Origin of the sequence: Streptomyces sp. NPDC007991, from assembly GCF_042958445.1 — a bacterium.
Lineage (GTDB): Bacteria > Actinomycetota > Actinomycetes > Streptomycetales > Streptomycetaceae > Streptomyces.
Window position 1 is genome coordinate 274861 of sequence record NZ_JBIBJD010000011.1, and the last position, 15792, is coordinate 290652.

Here is a 15792-nt window from a genome sequence, read left to right on the forward strand (position 1 = left end):
GGTTCAGCAGCCGCCGGAGGGGCCGGCCGGGGCGCCGGTGCCGATCTGCGAGGTGGCCGGGGCGGCGCAGCAGCCTCCGCCCTCGGCGGTGGTCGCGTCGGGCTCGTCGAACAGACCGGCCCCGCCGCACACACCCGTCTCCGGCAGGGTCAGCTCGACCCGCTCGGCGGCCTCATGGTCACCGGCGAGCGCGGCGGCGACGGAGCGGACCTGCTCGTAGCCGGTCATCGCGAGGAACGTGGGGGCGCGGCCGTAGGACTTCATGCCGACCAGGTAGACACCCTGCTCCGGGTGGGAGAGCTCGTTCACGCCGTGCGGGTGAACGGTGCCGCAGGAGTGGACGTTGGGGTCGATGAGCGGGGCCAGGGCGGTGGGCGCCTGGAGGCGGTCGTCCAGGCCCAGGCGGAGCTCGGAGAGGAAGGACAGGTCCGGGCGGAGACCGGTCAGGACGATCACCTCGTCGACCGGGTCCAGACGGCGCCCGTCCTCGGCGACCAGGACCAGCCGGTCACCGTCCCGCTCGACGGCCTGCGTACGGAACCCGGTGACCGCGCTCGCGTGGCCTTCCTCCACCGCCGCCTTGGCGCGCAGGCCGAGGGCGCCGCGAGCGGGCAGCTGGTCGGCCTCGCCGCCGCCGAAGGTGGAGCCGGTGATACCGCGGCGCAGGACCCACACCGCGTGCGTGCCCGGCTCCTCCTGTGCCAGGTCGGCCAGGGCGGCGAGCGCGGTGAAGGCGGAGGCGCCAGAGCCGGCCACGACCGTGCGCCTGCCCGCGTACCGGGCGCGGACGACCGGGTCGCCCAGGTCGGGGACGCGGTAGGAGACATGGCCGGCGGCGGCCCTCTCGCCGAGGGCGGGCAGCCCGTCGGCACCCAGCGGGCCGGGGCCCGACCACGTGCCCGAGGCGTCGACGACCGCGCGGGCGCCGACCCGTTCCTCGCGGCCGTCGGCCGCGAGGACATGCACGGCGAAGGGCTGCTCGTCGCGGCCGGAGTCGACGACGCGGTCGCGGCCGGCGCGGGCGACACCGGTGACGGTGGCGCCGTAACGGACCCTGTCGCCGAGGACGTCGGCGAGCGGCTGGAGGTACCTCTCGGCCCAGTCGCCGCCGGTGGGGTACGTGGAGCCGTCGGGGCGGGTCCAGCCGGTCGGGGCGAGGAGCTTCTCCGCGGCCGGGTCGATGACCTCCGACCAGGTCGAGAACAGCCGCACGTGCGCCCACTCCCGTACGGCGGTGCCGGCCGACGGCCCGGCTTCCAGGACCAGCGCTTCCAGGCCACGCTCGACGAGACGGGCAGCGGCGGCCAGGCCGACCGGCCCGGCTCCGATGACCACGACGGGCTGTTGGTCGGCGGGCAGGCTGTTGATCGGCACGGCCACGAGAATCCCCTTTGATTCGACGCTCGTCGATGGCTTGTACTGACAGCGTCCCACCTGTTTCGACAAGCGTCAACATAGGCAGTTGTCGAATCACACCCTGGCCTCATGGGTTCGACACATGTCAACATTGACGCATGTCGAATACGAGTGCGCTGCCGCTGCTGGAACCGGACGCCCCCGAGGCCGTCGCGCCGTGCTGCCCGCCCCTCACCGAACGTCCGTTCACCGCTGAGGAGGCCGAAACGGCCGCGCGGATGTTCAGGGCCCTGGGAGACCCGGTGCGACTGCGGCTGTTCTCGGCGGTGGCCTCGCACGAGGGCGGAGAGGCGTGCGTGTGCGACATCTCCGACGTCGGCGTCTCACAGCCGACCGTCTCCCACCACCTGAAGAAGCTGAAGGAGGCCGGGCTGCTGACCTCCGAGCGGCGCGGCACCTGGGTCTACTACCGCGTCGAGCCGTCCGTACTGTCCGCGATGGGCAGGCTGCTGACGGTCAGGGAGAACGCCGGGCGCTGAACTTCCGCCGCCAGGCCAGCGATACGTACACGAGCGCCACCAGGACCGGCACCTCGATCAGCGGCCCGACCACGCCCGACAGCGCCTGCCCGGAGGTGACCCCGAAGGTGGCGATGGCGACCGCGATGGCCAGCTCGAAGTTGTTGCCGGCCGCCGTGAAGGCGAGGGTCGCCGTGCGGTCGTAGGCCAGGCCGATGACCTTGCCGAGGGCGAACGTCCCGAACCACATCACCGCGAAGTACACCAGCAGCGGCACCGCGATGCGGGCGACGTCCAGCGGCTGCGAGGTGATCGTCTTCCCCTGGAGGGCGAAGAGGATGACGATCGTGAAGAGCAGACCGTACAGCGCCCACGGGCCGATCTTCGGAAGGAAGCCGGACTCGTACGACTCCCGGCCCAGCTTCCGCTCGCCGAGGCGACGGGTGAGGAACCCGGCCAGCAGCGGGACGCCGAGGAAGACGACGACGTTCAGGGCGATCTTCCCCATGGAGATGTCGAGACGCTCGCCGTTCCCCAGACCCAGCCGGCCGGGCAGCAGGTCGAGGTAGAACCAGCCGAGCAGGCCGAACGCCAGAACCTGGAAGACCGAGTTCAGCGCGACCAGTACAGCCGCCGCCTCGCGGTCACCGCAGGCGAGGTCGTTCCAGATGATGACCATCGCGATGCAGCGGGCGAGCCCGACGATGATCAGGCCGGTGCGGTACTCGGGCAGGTCCGGCAGGAAGATCCAGGCCAGGGCGAACATCACGGCCGGGCCGACGATCCAGTTGACCACGAGTGACGAGGCCATGAGCCTCTTGTCGCCGGTGACGGCGTCGAGCCTGTCGTAGCGGACCTTGGCCAGGACCGGGTACATCATGATCAGCAGGCCGACGGCGATCGGCAGGGAGATGCCGCCGACCTCGACCTTGGCGAGAGCGTCGTCGAGCCCGGGGACCACCCGCCCCAGGCCCAGGCCGACGGCCATCGCGGCGAGGATCCACACGGCGAGAAAACGGTCGAGCGTGGAGAGCTTCGCGACGACCGAGGGCTCTTCCGCGGTCGTGGCCGCGTCGGTACGGGTCACGAGCAGGCCCTCTTGTTGCCGGCGGCGGTGCGTGCGGACTCGGCCAGGTTGGCGAACTGCCCGGCGAGCCGGGCGATGACGTCGGGGCGCAGCTTGTAGTACGTGTACCGGCCGCACGGCTCCGTCTCGACGAGCCCGGCCTCGCGCAGCACCCTCAGATGGTTGGAGAGGTTGGTCTGCCGGGCACCGGTCTCCTCCACCAGGTGGGTGGTGCACAGCGTCTCTTCCGCGAGCAGGGTCACGATCCGGAGCCTGAGCGGATCGGCCAGGATCCGGATCAGATCAGTATCGGCTGATGTCAGCATGGGCTGATACTTTCACACCGGTGCACCACTGACGAAGGAAGAACCGATGTCCTCCAGCCCGCTCGCCTCCGTACTGTTCGTCTGCGTCCACAACGCCGGGCGTTCGCAGATGGCTGCCGGCTTCCTCCATCACCTCGCGGGCGACCGGATCGAGGTCCGCTCCGCCGGCTCCGTCCCGGGCGACCGGGTCAACCCCGCCGCGGTCGAGGCCATGCGGGAGATCGGCATCGACATCGCCGCCGCCGAGCCGAAGCTCCTCACCACGGAGGCCGTTCAGGCGTCCGACTACGTCATCACCATGGGCTGCGGCGACGCCTGCCCGGTCTTCCCCGGCAAGACGTACATGGACTGGACCCTGGAGGACCCGGCGGGCAAAGGCGTCGAGGCCGTCCGCCCCATCCGCGACGAGATCAGGACGCGCGTCGAGGCCCTGATCACCGAGATCGACGCCGAGCGGGAGGCGTGAGCCCTGCCCGGCGAGGACTTCCTCACACTCGACGACCAGGACGGATCCGGGCGGTGTACCCCTTCTCCGCCACCTCCACCGCCCACCGGATCCGCCTCCCCGACGGCGCCGAGACGTGGCCGGTGTGCGCGATCGACGCCCCCGGCATCCCGGACATGCTCGGCACCGACCCCGTGATCACCTCCGCCGACCCGGTCACGGGCGAGCCCTTCACGGTCACCGTCACAGGCGGGCACATGACCTCTTCTTCACGAGCCGCCGCACCGCCCAGCGGTGGACCGAGTCGGTCGTCGGCGCGCTCACGGCGGGGACCGGGATGCCCGGCGCCCGGGGGACGTTCATGACGTACTGTCCGGTCGGGGGCGCTCGGCGATGCCGAGGATGTGGGTGGCCGACGGGGCGGGGACGCGGGTCTCGGGGAAGGAGAACTTCTCCAGCGAGGTGAGGGTGAACCCGGCTGCCGTGATGGCGGCTCCGGTGTCGCGGCCGGTGTGGCAGCCGCCCATCAGCAAGGGCCAGACGGTGGCGTCCACGACACGCTGCACACGGCGCATCGCGGGCGAGTCGGCGCGTACGTGCTCGAAGAAGCGGAGCTGTCCGCCGGGACGCAGGACGCGGTGGAGTTCGGCGAGGGCGGCGTGCGGGTCGGCCACCGAGCACAGGGTGAGGCAAGCGACGGCGGCGTCGAACGAGCCGTCCGGGACCGGCAGCTGCTCGGCGATCCCGTCGATCACATCCACCCGGACCGATGCCGTGCGGGCACTCCGTTCGGCCAGAGCCCGCAGTCGTGGCTCGGGTTCGACGGCCACCACCCGCTGCACCTGGGGCGGGTAGTGGGCGAAGTTCAGCCCGTTGCCCGCGCCGATCTCGACGACCTCGCCGGTCAGACCGGACAACAGGCGCCTGCGGTGGTCCGTGATCCCGGCCTTGTCCAGAGCGGGCCCTGCGACCTTCGTGTAGAAGCGGGCGAAGACCGGGTGCCGCCTCGTCCGTGGGGTCATTGCTGGTCACCGTCTTTCTCTGTGGCAGTGCCCCCGGACACCATCCTGCTACGTGACGTCCTGATCTCCGCGGATGTCATGCGCCGCGTTCGAGGCCGACCCGGAGCGCCGCGCCATGCCGACGTACTGCCTCACCTTCCCGTCCCGGAAGGACCCGGCGTGGGAAAGCCGGTATCCGGGACGCACCACCATCGACATCGCGGGACTGACCACCTGGTCGTTGTTCGAGCCGCACGCGGGCAGTGCGTGGATGCGCCGGGGCGCTCCGGCAAGGGCGGTACAGCTCCTGGGCGACGGACCGCCGCGCGCGTGACCGAACGCACCGCAAAGACGCCACACAGCGCCTCCCGCCCCTGCGATCTGTCGAATGCGCGTCGAAGTCAACCGAGTTGGGCGCCAATGATTGACAGATCGGCACCCGATCGTGACGCTGACTGTTGCAAGACGACGTGGGAACGCTCCCATATCAATTGCCACCTCGGTCGCTGCCACGGGCAAGACCGGGACGTCCTCCACCGTGCGCGACACTCCGATCGACCACCCCCCACGGCTATTCCCCCCGCCACCTCGGTCAGCGTCACCGCCGCAGCATCGCCGATGCCTCTTCCCGGCACCTGACCGAGCAGTGCTCCGCGCATCCCCCCACCTCAGGAGCCTTCATGACCATGCAACGGCGTAGGTGCCCGCCGGCTTCAGCAGCAGCCCGCAGAAGTCCGCCGAGCGCGTTCGCCGCGAGGCCGACCGCGGCGCAATCGACTGTGTGCCAGGCCCACTTGGGGGCCGACACCCTCAAGACCGCAAGAGAGGAAAGCCCATGGTTTCACTAGCAGGGAAGATCAGAGCCGTTTTCCTTGCCGTCCTGTTGGCGGTTGCCGTATCTGTGTACGGCGCGGTGAATCAGGCATCGGCCGATACCGTGACACGGTCGAGCGCGTCACAGATCGTGGCCGACATGGGTGCGGGCTGGAATCTGGGGAACCAACTCGAAGCCACCACCAACGGATACCCCAGCGAAACGGCATGGGGCCAGCCCGTCGTAACGCAAGCCCTCATCGACAAAGTGCGGGCGGCAGGGTTCAAGACGATCCGGATCCCGGTCTCCTACCTGGGATACATAGGACCCGGCCCGGAGTACACGATAAATCCCTCCTGGCTGAACAGGATCCAAGAAGTCGTCGACTACGCCTACAAGAGGGGCATGCATGTGATGATCAACATGCATGGCGACGGCTACAAGACCATCAACGGCTCCTGGTTGATCTGCGATTCGCCCTCCCAGGCGACGATCAAGGCCAAGTATCAGAAAGCCTGGCAGCAAATAGCGAACAGGTTCAAGAACTACGACCAGCGCCTGATCCTGGAGTCCATGAACGAGGAGTTTGACGGGCAGTACGGCCTCCCGACCCAACCGTGCTACTCGAACATCAACAGTTACAACCAGATCTTCGTGGACACCGTGCGGCAGACTGGCGGAAACAACAGTTCAAGGTGGCTGCTCGTTGCCGGCTGGAACACGAACATCGATTACACCGCGGGCAATTACGGCTTCACGCTTCCGTCCGACCAGTATCGATCCCCCTCCATTCCCGCCAACGAGCGGCGGATCATGATCTCCGTTCACCACTACAGCCCGTGGGACTTCGCCGGAGAGGAAAGCGGCGCCATCACGCAGTGGGGGCGAGGGGCGACCGATCCGTCGAGAACGTCGACCTGGGGACAGGAAGACTATCTGGACTCGCAGTTGAAAAAGATGTACGACGCCTTCGTCACGAAGGGGTATCCGGTAGTTGTCGGCGAATACGGTGCGATCGACAAGTCATCGTTCGATTCGTCGAACAACAGGTATCGCGCGGACTTCGCACGGGCCGTCGTGGCCACGGCCAAGAAGTACGGCGCAGCCACCGTCTACTGGGACAACGGTACGACTGAACAGTACGGGTTCGGGCTGTTCAACCGGCGCTCGCTCACGGTGACCCAGCAGGGCATCATCAACGCGATCATGAGCGGCGTCGGCGCATAGCGGGACCAGGACTCGGTCACGGGTACGTACTTAGGCCGGAGCCGGGCCCTGCGTTCCCGCAGGGCCCGGCTCCGGCCCCAGGACGCGGGCCTGCCGTCGTATGGGCGGCGGCGGGGTTCCGTCGGCTGGTGCCTCGGGCCACCATTCGCCGTCGTCGTCCTGGCGGTAGGGGTACCAGCGGGCGTCGGGGTGGTCGGTGTCGATCTGGCCGAGGACGGGCGTGTGGTCGCACGCTGCGCCCGGGGGTCGGTCCGACAGGACATCGGAATCCTGGACCTGCCGCTGCCGGAACCCGCCCCGAGGGCTCGCAATGGATCGAGGCAAAACGGAGAGCACGTGGCGCGCATACCGCAGTATGCTTACCGCTATGGCTGACACCACACGCATCACGGTGACACTCCCCACTGAGCAGGTGGCGGAGCTGAAGAAGATCACGGACAACATCTCCGGCTACGTGGCCGAAGCGGTCGCCAGGCAGATCCGGCACCAGCTTCTGGGGGCCGACCTGCGCAGCCACACGGACGAGCACGGGGCCTTCAGTGAGGAAGAGCTGGCCGAGGCGCGCGCGCGGATCTTCGGTACCACGCAGGCCGCCGGCGGCACGAGCGCCGCGTGAGCGGGCACATCGAGACAGTCGTCCTGGACAGCGAGGGGCTGTCGACCTGGGTGGCGCAGGACCGGAAGGTTCTGGCGATGTTCCAGGTGTTCCACGACATGGGAGCGGACCTTGTCGTCAGCGCCAACACCATCGTGGAGGTGAGCCACGCCAAGGTGAACCTGGCCCGACTGCAATGGGCGCTCTCCCGGGTCAAGGTGGAGCCGGTCACCGAGGCAGCGGCCAAGGCGGCGGCACAACTGCTCAAGGGCGCCGGTCTGCACGGACACAAGTACGCGATCGACGCCACTGTCGCCGAAGCGGCCTTGCGTCAGCCTGGCCCGGTCGCCATCCTCACGTCGGATGCCGATGACATGACCCGGCTGTGCGGCAGCGAGGTCCGGATGATCGGGCTATGACCGCGACATCGTCGCAGGACCATGGACAGATCCGCATGGATCCACCGAGAACCAGAGTTTCGCCTTCGTTTCGCCTGTGCAGGCGGCTGCGGGGGATACGGGATTCGATCTCGTGAGGGGTCGCCCCCGACACGCTTTCCACATGTTCGTCCGGGCGTCCGGCGAGGGCCGGGGACGTTCTGACCTTCGGTGGAGCGGGTGGTGGTGGCGGGCGTTTCGGACGGCGCTGGACGGGGCCGAGCCGGGCTCGGCACCGTCGATACGGGTCCGCAGCTTCAGAGCAGGCCGGTGCCGTCGACCGTGATGTCGGCCGAGGTGGAGGGGTTGGTCATCGGCTGCTCGCGGTGGCGGCTATGGCGGGCAGGACGGCGAGGGCGAGGATGCCGCCGGTGAGTGCGAGCACGGGATAGCCGGCGGCGGCCACGACGAGGCCGGAGGCCAGGCCGCCGGTGGCGCCTGCGATGGCGATGGAGACGTCCACCATGCCTTGGGTCCTCGCGCGGGTGGCCAGAGGGACGGTGTCGGTGATGATCGCGGTGCCTGCCACGAGGCCGAGGTTCCAGCCCAGGCCGAGCAGGGCGAGGGCAAGGGCAAGCGCAGCGACGGAGTCGGCGGGCGCGGCGGCGGCGAGGATGCCCGCGGCCAGGAGGGTGATGCCGGAGGCGACGGCGACCTTGATACGGCCGTAGCGGTCGGCGAGTCGTCCGGTAAGGGGCGAGGGCAGGTACATGGCGGCGACGTGGACGGCTATGACCAGGCCGGAGGCGGCGGTGGTGTGGCCGTGGTCGTGCATATGTACGGGCGTCATCGTCATGATCGCGACCATGACGAGCTGGGTGAGGACCATGATCAGCGCGCCCAGGACGACACCTGCGCTGCGGCCATGGACCGGAGCGGTCTCCTCCGTACCGGAGGTGCCGCTGTCGGCCGGCTGCTCGGCGTCGACGGTTCGGGCGAGCAGCAGGGGGTCGGGGCGCAGCCAGATCGCCAAGACGAGGGCGGCTGCCGCGTAGGCGACGGTGGCCAGGAGGAAAGGGCCGGCCAGGCGGGGGATGCCGAGGGTGTGGGCGAGGTTGCCGGTGGGCGCGGTGAGGTTGGGGCCGACTACGCCGCCGAGGGTTGTGGCGACCAGGACGGTGGAGACGGCGCGTCCTCGGCGGTCGGGGGCGGCGAGGTCGGCGCCGGCGTAGCGGGCCTGGAGGTTGGTGGCGGTGCCGGCGCCGTAGACGAACAGGGCGATGAACAGCAGAACGGGGTTGTCGGCGACGGCGGCGGCGATGACACCGGCGCCGCCGACCGCCCCCGTGAGGTATCCCGCGGCAAGGCCAGGCCGACGGCCACGGGCCTGGGAGATGCGGCCGACCGCGACGGCGGCGAGTGCGGATCCCGCGGTGAACAGGGCGCTGGGCAGGCCGGCCAGGCCGGTGGATCCGAGCATGTCCTGAGCCAGCAGGGCGCCCACGGTGATGCCGGCGGCGAGCCCGGCACCGCTGAGGACCTGGGAGACGACCAGGACGGTCAGGATGCGTCGCTGCGCCTGGGAGCGCGCGGATATCTCGGGCGGAGCGGAAGCGGTGCTGGTCAAGGGGGTTCTTTCGACGGGGCCGCGAGAGCCGGGCGAGCGGGCCCGGCCGTCGCTGCGAAGAGCGGGCGCACGGCCGGGCCGGGGGCGGATGGTCAGGAGGCGTCGAGGGCCTGCGTGAGGTCGGCGATGAGGTCGTGGGCGTCTTCCAGGCCGACGGACAGGCTGATCATGCTGTCGGCGATGCCCCGCTTCGCGCGCTCGCCGGGCGAGACACCGTGGTGGGTGGTGGTGATCGGCTGGGTGACCAGGCTCTCCACGCCGCCGAGGCCGGGGGCGATGGCGAACAGCCGCAACCGGTCCACGACGGCGGCGGTCTCTTCGGCGGTGGTGTCGAACGCGAACGTCGTGTGGGTGGACATTCCCTGCGCGGTGGTGTCGGTCATGCCTCTCCTGCTCGTCGTCGCATCTCACGTAGGGGCCGATGGCCCCGTTCTCACAGCGCGGCAGCCGCCTTGAGCAGCGCGGTCGCAGCCGTTTCGATGTCCTCGGGCGTGCTCCAGCGGCCCAGGGACAGCCGCAGGGCCCCGAGCGCGCGCTCCTCGTCCAGACCCATGGCGGTCAGGACGGGGGAGGGGGTGTGGGTGCCGCTGTGGCAGGCCGAGCCGGTGGAGGCCGCCAGGCCGGGTGCGGCGGCGAGGAGTTCGTGTCCGAGCACGCCGTCGATGCTGACGTTGAGTGTGTTGGGCAGGCGTCCCGTTTCGGGACCGTTGAGGTGGATGCCGCCGGGCAGGGTATCGGCCAGGCGCCGGTACAGGCCGTCCCGGAGTGCCGCGATACGGTCCGGTGCGCCGTCGGCGAGTTCCCCGGCGGCGAGTTCGGCGGCCGTGCCCAGCGCGACGGCGAGCGCGACGCTCTCGGTGCCGGCACGCAGGCCCCCTTCCTGTCCTCCGCCGTAGACGAACGGTTCAAGGGCGACGCCCTGTCGGACGTACAAGGCGGAAATGCCCTTCGGGGCGTACATCTTGTGGCCGACCACCGTCAGCAGGTCGACGCCCAACTCCCGTATGTCCAAGGGGATTTTTCCGGCCGCCTGGGCGGCGTCGCAGTGGAAGAGCGCCCCGTGGGCGCGGGTGATGCGGGCCAGTTCGGCGATGGGCTGGAGGGCGCCGGTCTCGTTGTTCGCGGCCATGACCGAGACCAGGATCGTGCGCTCGGTGAGGGCGGCGACGAGCGCCGCCGGGTCGACCAGACCGTCGTGGTCAACGGGCAGATATGTCACGTCGGCGCCGTGAAAGCGCTCCAGGGCGCGGCAGGTCTCCAGGACAGCCGGGTGCTCGGTGACCTGGGTGATCACATGCGGGCGCTCGGCCTTGGCGCTCAGTACGGCGCCGCGCAGGGCGAGGTTGTCGGCCTCGGAGCCGGAGCCGGTGAAGACGATCTCGTCGGGCCCGGCCCCGATCAGGGACGCGACCTGCGCGCGTGCCTGATCGAGCGCGTGGCGGGGGTGATCGCCGTAGGAATGGCTGCTGGAGGGGTTGCCGAAGTGATGCCCCAGGTGAGGCAGCATCGCGTCGACCACCCTCGGGTCCACCGGGGTGGTGGCGTTGTAGTCCAGATAGACCGGCCCGCCCCGCAGCCCCGGGTGCGCGGGGATCACGCGGCTTCTCCGGTGGCCACCGGCAGGTCGGCGAGGCGCCACTCCAGCATGCCGTCGGACAACCGTACGGCTCGCCGCCCACGGGCATGGAGCAGTCGTACGGCATCGTGGGCCAGGACGCAGTACTCGCCTCGGCAGTAGGCGACGACCTCGGCATCGGCGGGCAACTCGGCGATCCGGTCGGCGAGTTGCTCGAAGGGGATGGAGAGCGCACCGGGGATGTGCCCGGCTGCGTACTCCTCGGCCGGACGCACGTCCAGGACGATGACCTCGCCCGCCTGCGCGCGGGCCAGCAGTTCTTCGCGCCCGACCCCCTCCGACTCGTCGTCCCCGAGGTAGGCGGCGCGGGCGGCTTCGACACCTGCCTGGTGGGTCTGGGCCACCCGGCGCAGCAGGGCGTACAGCGCGGCGACGTCGTCTCCGGCCAGCCGGTAGTGGATGCGCACACCCTCACGGCGGGTGGCCACGAGCCCGGCCTGCTTGAGGGTCTGCAGATGCGCGGACGCGGTGGTCAGGTTCAGCCCGGCGGCCTTGGCGAGGGCGTCGACAGTGCGCTCTCCCTGAGCCAGCAGATCGAGCAGTTCCAGACGCTTTCCACTGCTCAGCGCCTTACCAGTGTGGGCGAAAGCGTCGTACAGCGCCGACCTGCGCGCGGGGTCTTCCAAGGCATCCTCCATAAATCCATGGAATATTGTATCCATAGGTGGGTGCTGTGACCACCCAGCGCTCACCGTGACACCAGGAGAGCCTGATGCGCTTCGCCGACGATCACCTGATACCGCTGGTCGACGAAGGGCTGGGCAACAGCGCCTACCTCGTCGACCTGGGCGACGGACGCGCCCTGGCGGTGGACGCGAGCCGGGATCTGCGTGCTCTGCGCACTGCCTCCGAGCGGCGCGGGTTGAGCGTCGCCGGCGCGCTGGTCGCCGGAGTCCTTGCCGATGCCTACGACCTCACCACAGCCATCTGGACCGTCGCCGTCCTCACAGCGGTCTCCGGCCTCGTCGTCGCGGTCCGCATGGACGAAACCCACCCGCGACCCGCTCCGACGAACAACTGAGACGGACAACGCCGAAGGGCCCCACCGCGAACGGTGGGGCCCTTCGACATCGTGCCCGGTGAGGCACTGGCGGAGGATACGAGATTCGAACTCGTGAGGGGTTGCCCCCAACACGCTTTCCAAGCGTGCGCCCTAGGCCTCTAGGCGAATCCTCCGCCGGAAACATTACATGACCGAGAGGAGTGCTCGCGAACTCGTTCCCTGCCCCGGACATCAGGTAGCCTTGGCGCAGCCCCTCACGCGGCGCTATCTGACTGAACTCCCCCAGGGCCGGAAGGCAGCAAGGGTAGGTCGGCTCTGGCGGGTGCGTGGGGGGCGTTTGCGTTCCGGGGTTCCTGGGGCGGGGTCCGTTGTCAGTGGGCGCCTATAACCTCGTATGCGTGTCGTCTCTCGCTCTGTACCGCCGCTATCGCCCGGAGACCTTCGCCGAGGTCATCGGGCAGCAGCACGTCACCGACCCGTTGCAGCAGGCGCTGCGCAACAACCGGGTCAACCACGCGTACCTGTTCAGCGGGCCGCGCGGCTGTGGCAAGACGACCAGCGCGCGCATCCTGGCGCGGTGTCTGAACTGCGAGCAGGGTCCTACGCCCACGCCGTGCGGTGAGTGCCAGTCGTGCCAGGACCTCGCGCGCAACGGCCCCGGTTCCATCGACGTCATCGAGATCGACGCCGCTTCCCACGGCGGCGTGGACGACGCCCGTGACCTGCGTGAGAAGGCCTTCTTCGGGCCGGCCCGCAGCCGGTACAAGATCTACATCATCGACGAGGCCCACATGGTCACGTCGGCCGGCTTCAACGCGCTGCTGAAGGTCGTCGAGGAGCCGCCGGAGCATCTCAAGTTCATCTTCGCGACCACCGAGCCCGAGAAGGTCATCGGGACCATCCGGTCGCGGACCCATCACTACCCGTTCCGGCTCGTCCCGCCCGGGACGCTGCGGGAGTACCTCGCCGAGGTGTGCCAGAAGGAGGCCATCCCGGTCGAGGACGGCGTCCTCCCACTGGTCGTGCGCGCCGGTGGCGGATCCGTGCGTGACTCCATGTCCGTCATGGACCAGCTGCTGGCAGGCGCCGCCGCGGACGGTGTGACGTACGCCATGGCGACCGCCCTGCTCGGCTACACCGACGGCTCCCTCCTCGACTCCGTCGTCGAGGCCTTCGCCACCGGTGACGGGGCCGCGGCCTTCGAGGTGGTCGACCGTGTCATCGAGGGCGGGAACGATCCCCGTCGGTTCGTCGCCGACCTGCTGGAGCGGCTGCGTGACCTGGTGATCCTCGCCGCCGTCCCGGACGCGGCCGAGAAGGGGCTCATCGACGCCCCCGCCGACGTCGTCGAACGCATGCAGGCCCAGGCCGGCACCTTCGGCGCCGCCGAGCTGAGCCGGGCCGCCGACCTCGTCAACGAGGGCCTGACCGAGATGCGCGGCGCCCACTCGCCCCGCCTCCAGCTGGAGCTGATCTGTGCCCGCGTCATGCTCCCCGCCGCCTACGGTGACGAGCGGTCCGTCATGGCCCGACTGGACCGCATCGAGCGCGGCGTGAACTTCTCCGCCCAGGGCCCCGCCGGTATGCCCGCCATGGGGTACGCGCCAGGGCCCGAGGGACATGGGGCGGCGGCCGCTGCTGCGGCTGCTCCCGTGGCGCCGGGCGGCGGTCCGGCCGCGGCCCGGGCGGCGGTCCGCGCCTCCGGAGCGCCGGGTGGCGGGGCCCCCGGGGGCCCGGGTGGCCCCGGGGGCCCGGGTGGCCCCGGCGGCCCCGGTGGTGGCAGTGGCAGCGGCGGTCATGCCGCGGAGGCTGCGGGCGGGTATGGGCAAGCACCCGCTGCGGCGGGTCAGGAAGCGCAGCAGCCGGCGGTTTCGGGCGAGCCTGCTCCCACCAGCCGGCCCGCGCCCCCCGGCCCGGCCGACGGCGGGCACGCCCAGCCTGCCCAAGCCCGGCCTGACCAGCCGCCCCAGACGCCCCCCGCCCAGGCTCCCGCTCCTTCCAACGCCCCGGCAGCGCCCGCCGCCCCGGCCCCCGGCGCCTGGCCCACCGCGGCCTCCGCCGGCAGCGGCCGTCGCCCGGGCGGCTGGCCCACGGCCGCCTCGGGGTCACCCGCGCCCGCAGCCACACCCGCATCCACACAGGCATCCACACCCGCGTCGAACCCCCAGGCAGCGACCACCCCCGCCCAGAGCGCGCCCGCACCCACCAGCCCCCCACCGGCGCCCCCGGCCTCGGGCCCGGCACCGGCCGCTCCCGCCGCCCCGGCCCCCGGGGGTCTCGACCCCCGCATGCTCTGGCCGAACATCCTGGAAGCGGTCAAGAACCGCCGTCGCTTCACCTGGATCCTGCTCAGCCAGAACGCCCAGGTGGCCGGGTTCGACGGCACCACCCTCCAGCTCGGCTTCGTCAACGCCGGCGCGCGCGACAACTTCCTGAGCAGCGGCAGCGAGGACGTGCTGCGGCAGGCGCTGGGCGAGCAGTTCAACGTCCAGTGGAAGATCGAGGCGATCGTCGACCCGTCCGGCGGCTCGGCACCGCAGGCCCCGTCCGGCCCGTCCGGGTTCGGAGGCGGCCAGGGCGGTCATGGCGGCGGCACCGGTGCCTACGGCGGTGGCGGTGGCGGCGGTTACAACGCCGGCGGCGGAGGCGGCGGCCACAGCCCCGGCAGCGGCGGCGGTACGGCGACCGCCCAGCGCCCCGCCCCGTCCCAGTCGTCGGCCCCCTCAGCCCCCGCCCAGCAGTCGAGCACACCCACCCGCGGATCCACACCGGCCCCCGCACCCACCGCCTCCGTACCCCAGCCCTCCGCCCCGGCGCCCCGGTCCGTCTCCGTCGAGGACGACATCCCCGAGGACGACGATCCCGACCTCGACGAGTCGGCCCTCTCCGGCCAGGAGCTGATCGTCCGGGAGCTGGGGGCGACGGTGGTGGAGGAGTTCTCCAACGAGCCCTAGGGGGTGCTCGCACGAGCCCCGGCCGCGAGCCGGCCCGAGCGACCAGCCAAGGCGCCCCGTTTTGGAGAAACCTCCAACCAAGTCAAGCCGGCCGCAGCGGTGTGTGTTTCGCGATCGCTCGCGGCCCGGCTGCCGGACTACGCACTCCAGCTTGCTGTCATTGCGATGCGTTCCTTCCACTGCCTCATGCCCTGACCGTCCGCCTCCCAGCGGTCGCAGAACTGGCGCAGTTGTTCGCATCTGGCCAGCATGGCGGCCTTGCGGTCCGCCCACGTGGGCACTTGCCCGCCGTAGGCTCGGAAGAAGTGGTCCAGGGCGTGGACGCATCCGGGGTGATGCATCCGCACGATCCACTCGCACCATGCAAGGTCTTCGACGGGAGCTCCGAGGCGGGCGAACTCCCAGTCGACCACGGCGGTGACTTCGAGGGTGTCGGGGTCGAGCAGCACATTGTTGGGCCCGAAGTCCCCGTGCACCAGGACCTCGCCGGCCTCGTGCCTGCCTGCGGTCAGCACGTCGGGCGCGACCATGTGGATGCGACGCAGCAGTTCTCCGCAGCTCGCCAGCACCGCCGCGGGCTGAGCTTCCAGGAGGTCCTGGCCCGGGATGCCTGCCATGAAGCCGAGCGTCAGGGTGGCCTCGGTCGCTGCGTGCACCGGCGGCACGGGCAACTGGTCCTGGAGTCGGGTCAGGAGAGTGTGCTCGCGACGCAGTCTGAGGTCGGCGTCGGGTCCTTCATAGGTCTTCTCCACGACGGTCCCGTCGCCAAGGGTGCTGTTGGTGTAGCCGTGCTTCAGGGGACGCATCCGCAGATCATCAACCACCTGCGGTCCCCCGGTCACTCCTG

Annotated in this window: 17 protein-coding genes, 1 tRNA gene, 1 other RNA gene and 1 pseudogene; 10 read left to right on the plus strand and 10 right to left on the minus strand. The window is 70.4% G+C overall.

All coding sequences use genetic code 11. From position 1 onward, the window contains the following. Nucleotides 1-3: 3 nt before the first annotated feature. Nucleotides 4-1368, minus strand: coding sequence for an NAD(P)-binding domain-containing protein (locus ACFZDA_RS30515; RefSeq protein WP_391088126.1), 1365 nt, complete (start codon nucleotides 1366-1368; stop codon nucleotides 4-6). Between the two features lie 146 nt (nucleotides 1369-1514). Here ACFZDA_RS30515 and ACFZDA_RS30520 point away from each other — a divergent pair, with 146 nt between their 5' ends. Beyond that, complete coding sequence (locus ACFZDA_RS30520; protein ID WP_391087875.1) at nucleotides 1515-1895, plus strand: metalloregulator ArsR/SmtB family transcription factor; 381 nt, start codon at nucleotides 1515-1517, stop codon at nucleotides 1893-1895. On the opposite strand, the gene arsB is transcribed toward ACFZDA_RS30520, so the two are convergent. Together arsB and ACFZDA_RS30530 are read right to left on the minus strand one after the other, a co-directional pair. Continuing rightward, nucleotides 1873-2961 carry an ACR3 family arsenite efflux transporter gene (gene arsB, locus ACFZDA_RS30525; RefSeq protein ID WP_391087878.1) on the minus strand — a complete coding sequence of 363 codons (1089 nt, stop codon included), beginning with the start codon at nucleotides 2959-2961 and terminating at the stop codon, nucleotides 1873-1875. The two genes, ACFZDA_RS30520 and arsB, sit on opposite strands and share 23 nt — an antisense overlap. Beyond that, nucleotides 2958-3266, minus strand: a complete 309-nt coding sequence (locus ACFZDA_RS30530) for a metalloregulator ArsR/SmtB family transcription factor (protein ID WP_391087880.1) — start codon at nucleotides 3264-3266, stop codon at nucleotides 2958-2960. Before ACFZDA_RS30530 ends, arsB begins: the two co-directional genes overlap by 4 nt. A gap of 46 nt (nucleotides 3267-3312) precedes the next feature. On the opposite strand from ACFZDA_RS30530, the gene ACFZDA_RS30535 reads away from it, so the two are divergent. Both ACFZDA_RS30535 and ACFZDA_RS30540 read left to right on the plus strand, forming a co-directional pair. After that, complete coding sequence (locus tag ACFZDA_RS30535) at nucleotides 3313-3732, plus strand: arsenate reductase ArsC (protein WP_391087883.1); 420 nt, start codon at nucleotides 3313-3315, stop codon at nucleotides 3730-3732. A gap of 122 nt (nucleotides 3733-3854) precedes the next feature. Further along, nucleotides 3855-3932 (plus strand): annotated as a pseudogene (locus ACFZDA_RS30540) (hypothetical protein); the annotation flags it as partial. A 138-nt stretch (nucleotides 3933-4070) separates the two neighbouring features. Here the strand turns inward: ACFZDA_RS30540 and ACFZDA_RS30545 are convergent. Beyond that, the gene (locus ACFZDA_RS30545; protein WP_391087887.1) at nucleotides 4071-4733 is read right to left on the minus strand and encodes a methyltransferase domain-containing protein; all 663 of its coding nucleotides are present in this window, start codon (nucleotides 4731-4733) and stop codon (nucleotides 4071-4073) included. A 73-nt stretch (nucleotides 4734-4806) separates the two neighbouring features. Here ACFZDA_RS30545 and ACFZDA_RS30550 point away from each other — a divergent pair, with 73 nt between their 5' ends. From ACFZDA_RS30550 to ACFZDA_RS30565, 4 genes are all read left to right on the plus strand, one after another. Continuing rightward, entirely contained in the window at nucleotides 4807-5046 is a 240-nt protein-coding gene (locus ACFZDA_RS30550) for a hypothetical protein (protein ID WP_391087890.1), read from the plus strand. Between the two features lie 501 nt (nucleotides 5047-5547). After that, nucleotides 5548-6753, plus strand: a complete 1206-nt coding sequence (locus tag ACFZDA_RS30555) for a cellulase family glycosylhydrolase (RefSeq protein WP_391087893.1) — start codon at nucleotides 5548-5550, stop codon at nucleotides 6751-6753. Between the two features lie 367 nt (nucleotides 6754-7120). After that, nucleotides 7121-7369, plus strand: coding sequence for a hypothetical protein (locus tag ACFZDA_RS30560; protein WP_391087897.1), 249 nt, complete (start codon nucleotides 7121-7123; stop codon nucleotides 7367-7369). Next, nucleotides 7366-7767: a DNA-binding protein gene (locus tag ACFZDA_RS30565; protein ID WP_391087900.1), complete on the plus strand. Its 402-nt coding sequence runs from the start codon at nucleotides 7366-7368 to the stop codon at nucleotides 7765-7767. The genes ACFZDA_RS30560 and ACFZDA_RS30565 overlap by 4 nt, the downstream gene beginning before the upstream one ends. Nucleotides 7768-8095: 328 nt before the next feature. Here ACFZDA_RS30565 and ACFZDA_RS30570 read toward each other — a convergent pair whose 3' ends face one another. The 4 genes from ACFZDA_RS30570 to ACFZDA_RS30585 all read right to left on the minus strand — a co-directional run bounded on the left by ACFZDA_RS30570 (nucleotide 8096) and on the right by ACFZDA_RS30585 (nucleotide 11614). Continuing rightward, complete coding sequence (locus ACFZDA_RS30570) at nucleotides 8096-9352, minus strand: MFS transporter (RefSeq protein ID WP_391087903.1); 1257 nt, start codon at nucleotides 9350-9352, stop codon at nucleotides 8096-8098. Between the two features lie 92 nt (nucleotides 9353-9444). Further along, nucleotides 9445-9735 (minus strand): PLP-dependent transferase, encoded by a 291-nt coding sequence (locus ACFZDA_RS30575; RefSeq protein ID WP_391087906.1) that lies wholly within the window; start codon nucleotides 9733-9735, stop codon nucleotides 9445-9447. Nucleotides 9736-9785: 50 nt separating this feature from the next. After that, a complete protein-coding gene (locus tag ACFZDA_RS30580) occupies nucleotides 9786-10949 on the minus strand; it encodes an aminotransferase class V-fold PLP-dependent enzyme (protein WP_391087909.1) in 1164 nt (387 codons plus the stop codon). Then, on the minus strand, nucleotides 10946-11614 hold the full coding sequence (locus ACFZDA_RS30585) for a metalloregulator ArsR/SmtB family transcription factor (RefSeq protein ID WP_391087912.1): 669 nt from the start codon (nucleotides 11612-11614) through the stop codon (nucleotides 10946-10948). The genes ACFZDA_RS30580 and ACFZDA_RS30585 overlap by 4 nt, the downstream gene beginning before the upstream one ends. Before the next feature lie 86 nt (nucleotides 11615-11700). Here ACFZDA_RS30585 and ACFZDA_RS30590 point away from each other — a divergent pair, with 86 nt between their 5' ends. Then, entirely contained in the window at nucleotides 11701-12009 is a 309-nt protein-coding gene (locus tag ACFZDA_RS30590; RefSeq protein WP_391087915.1) for a hypothetical protein, read from the plus strand. A 67-nt stretch (nucleotides 12010-12076) separates the two neighbouring features. On the opposite strand, the gene ACFZDA_RS30595 is transcribed toward ACFZDA_RS30590, so the two are convergent. Then, nucleotides 12077-12164 (minus strand) — tRNA-Ser (locus ACFZDA_RS30595). Nucleotides 12165-12236: 72 nt separating this feature from the next. Here ACFZDA_RS30595 and ffs point away from each other — a divergent pair. Both ffs and ACFZDA_RS30605 read left to right on the plus strand, forming a co-directional pair. Then, nucleotides 12237-12335: signal recognition particle sRNA small type (ffs, locus tag ACFZDA_RS30600), an RNA gene on the plus strand. Between the two features lie 54 nt (nucleotides 12336-12389). After that, nucleotides 12390-14945 (plus strand): DNA polymerase III subunit gamma and tau, encoded by a 2556-nt coding sequence (locus ACFZDA_RS30605; RefSeq protein ID WP_391087918.1) that lies wholly within the window; start codon nucleotides 12390-12392, stop codon nucleotides 14943-14945. 137 nt (nucleotides 14946-15082) lie between these two features. Here the strand turns inward: ACFZDA_RS30605 and ACFZDA_RS30610 are convergent, their stop codons facing one another. Further along, nucleotides 15083-15751 (minus strand): phosphotransferase, encoded by a 669-nt coding sequence (locus tag ACFZDA_RS30610; protein WP_391087921.1) that lies wholly within the window; start codon nucleotides 15749-15751, stop codon nucleotides 15083-15085. Between the last annotated feature and the right edge of the window lie 41 nt (nucleotides 15752-15792).

What these genes read in the sequence shown, in the direction of transcription:
- ACFZDA_RS30560 (WP_391087897.1), top strand. Translation starts at nt 7,121, where the DNA reads ATGGCTGACACCACACGCATCACGGTGACACTCCCCACTGAGCAGGTG.
- ACFZDA_RS30550 (WP_391087890.1), top strand. Translation starts at nt 4,807, where the DNA reads ATGTCATGCGCCGCGTTCGAGGCCGACCCGGAGCGCCGCGCCATGCCG.
- ACFZDA_RS30575 (WP_391087906.1), bottom strand. Translation starts at nt 9,735, where the DNA reads ATGACCGACACCACCGCGCAGGGAATGTCCACCCACACGACGTTCGCG.
- ACFZDA_RS30535 (WP_391087883.1), top strand. Translation starts at nt 3,313, where the DNA reads ATGTCCTCCAGCCCGCTCGCCTCCGTACTGTTCGTCTGCGTCCACAAC.
- ACFZDA_RS30520 (WP_391087875.1), top strand. Translation starts at nt 1,515, where the DNA reads ATGTCGAATACGAGTGCGCTGCCGCTGCTGGAACCGGACGCCCCCGAG.
- ACFZDA_RS30555 (WP_391087893.1), top strand. Translation starts at nt 5,548, where the DNA reads ATGGTTTCACTAGCAGGGAAGATCAGAGCCGTTTTCCTTGCCGTCCTG.
- ACFZDA_RS30590 (WP_391087915.1), top strand. Translation starts at nt 11,701, where the DNA reads ATGCGCTTCGCCGACGATCACCTGATACCGCTGGTCGACGAAGGGCTG.
- ACFZDA_RS30530 (WP_391087880.1), bottom strand. Translation starts at nt 3,266, where the DNA reads ATGCTGACATCAGCCGATACTGATCTGATCCGGATCCTGGCCGATCCG.
- ACFZDA_RS30545 (WP_391087887.1), bottom strand. Translation starts at nt 4,733, where the DNA reads ATGACCCCACGGACGAGGCGGCACCCGGTCTTCGCCCGCTTCTACACG.
- ACFZDA_RS30610 (WP_391087921.1), bottom strand. Translation starts at nt 15,751, where the DNA reads ATGCGTCCCCTGAAGCACGGCTACACCAACAGCACCCTTGGCGACGGG.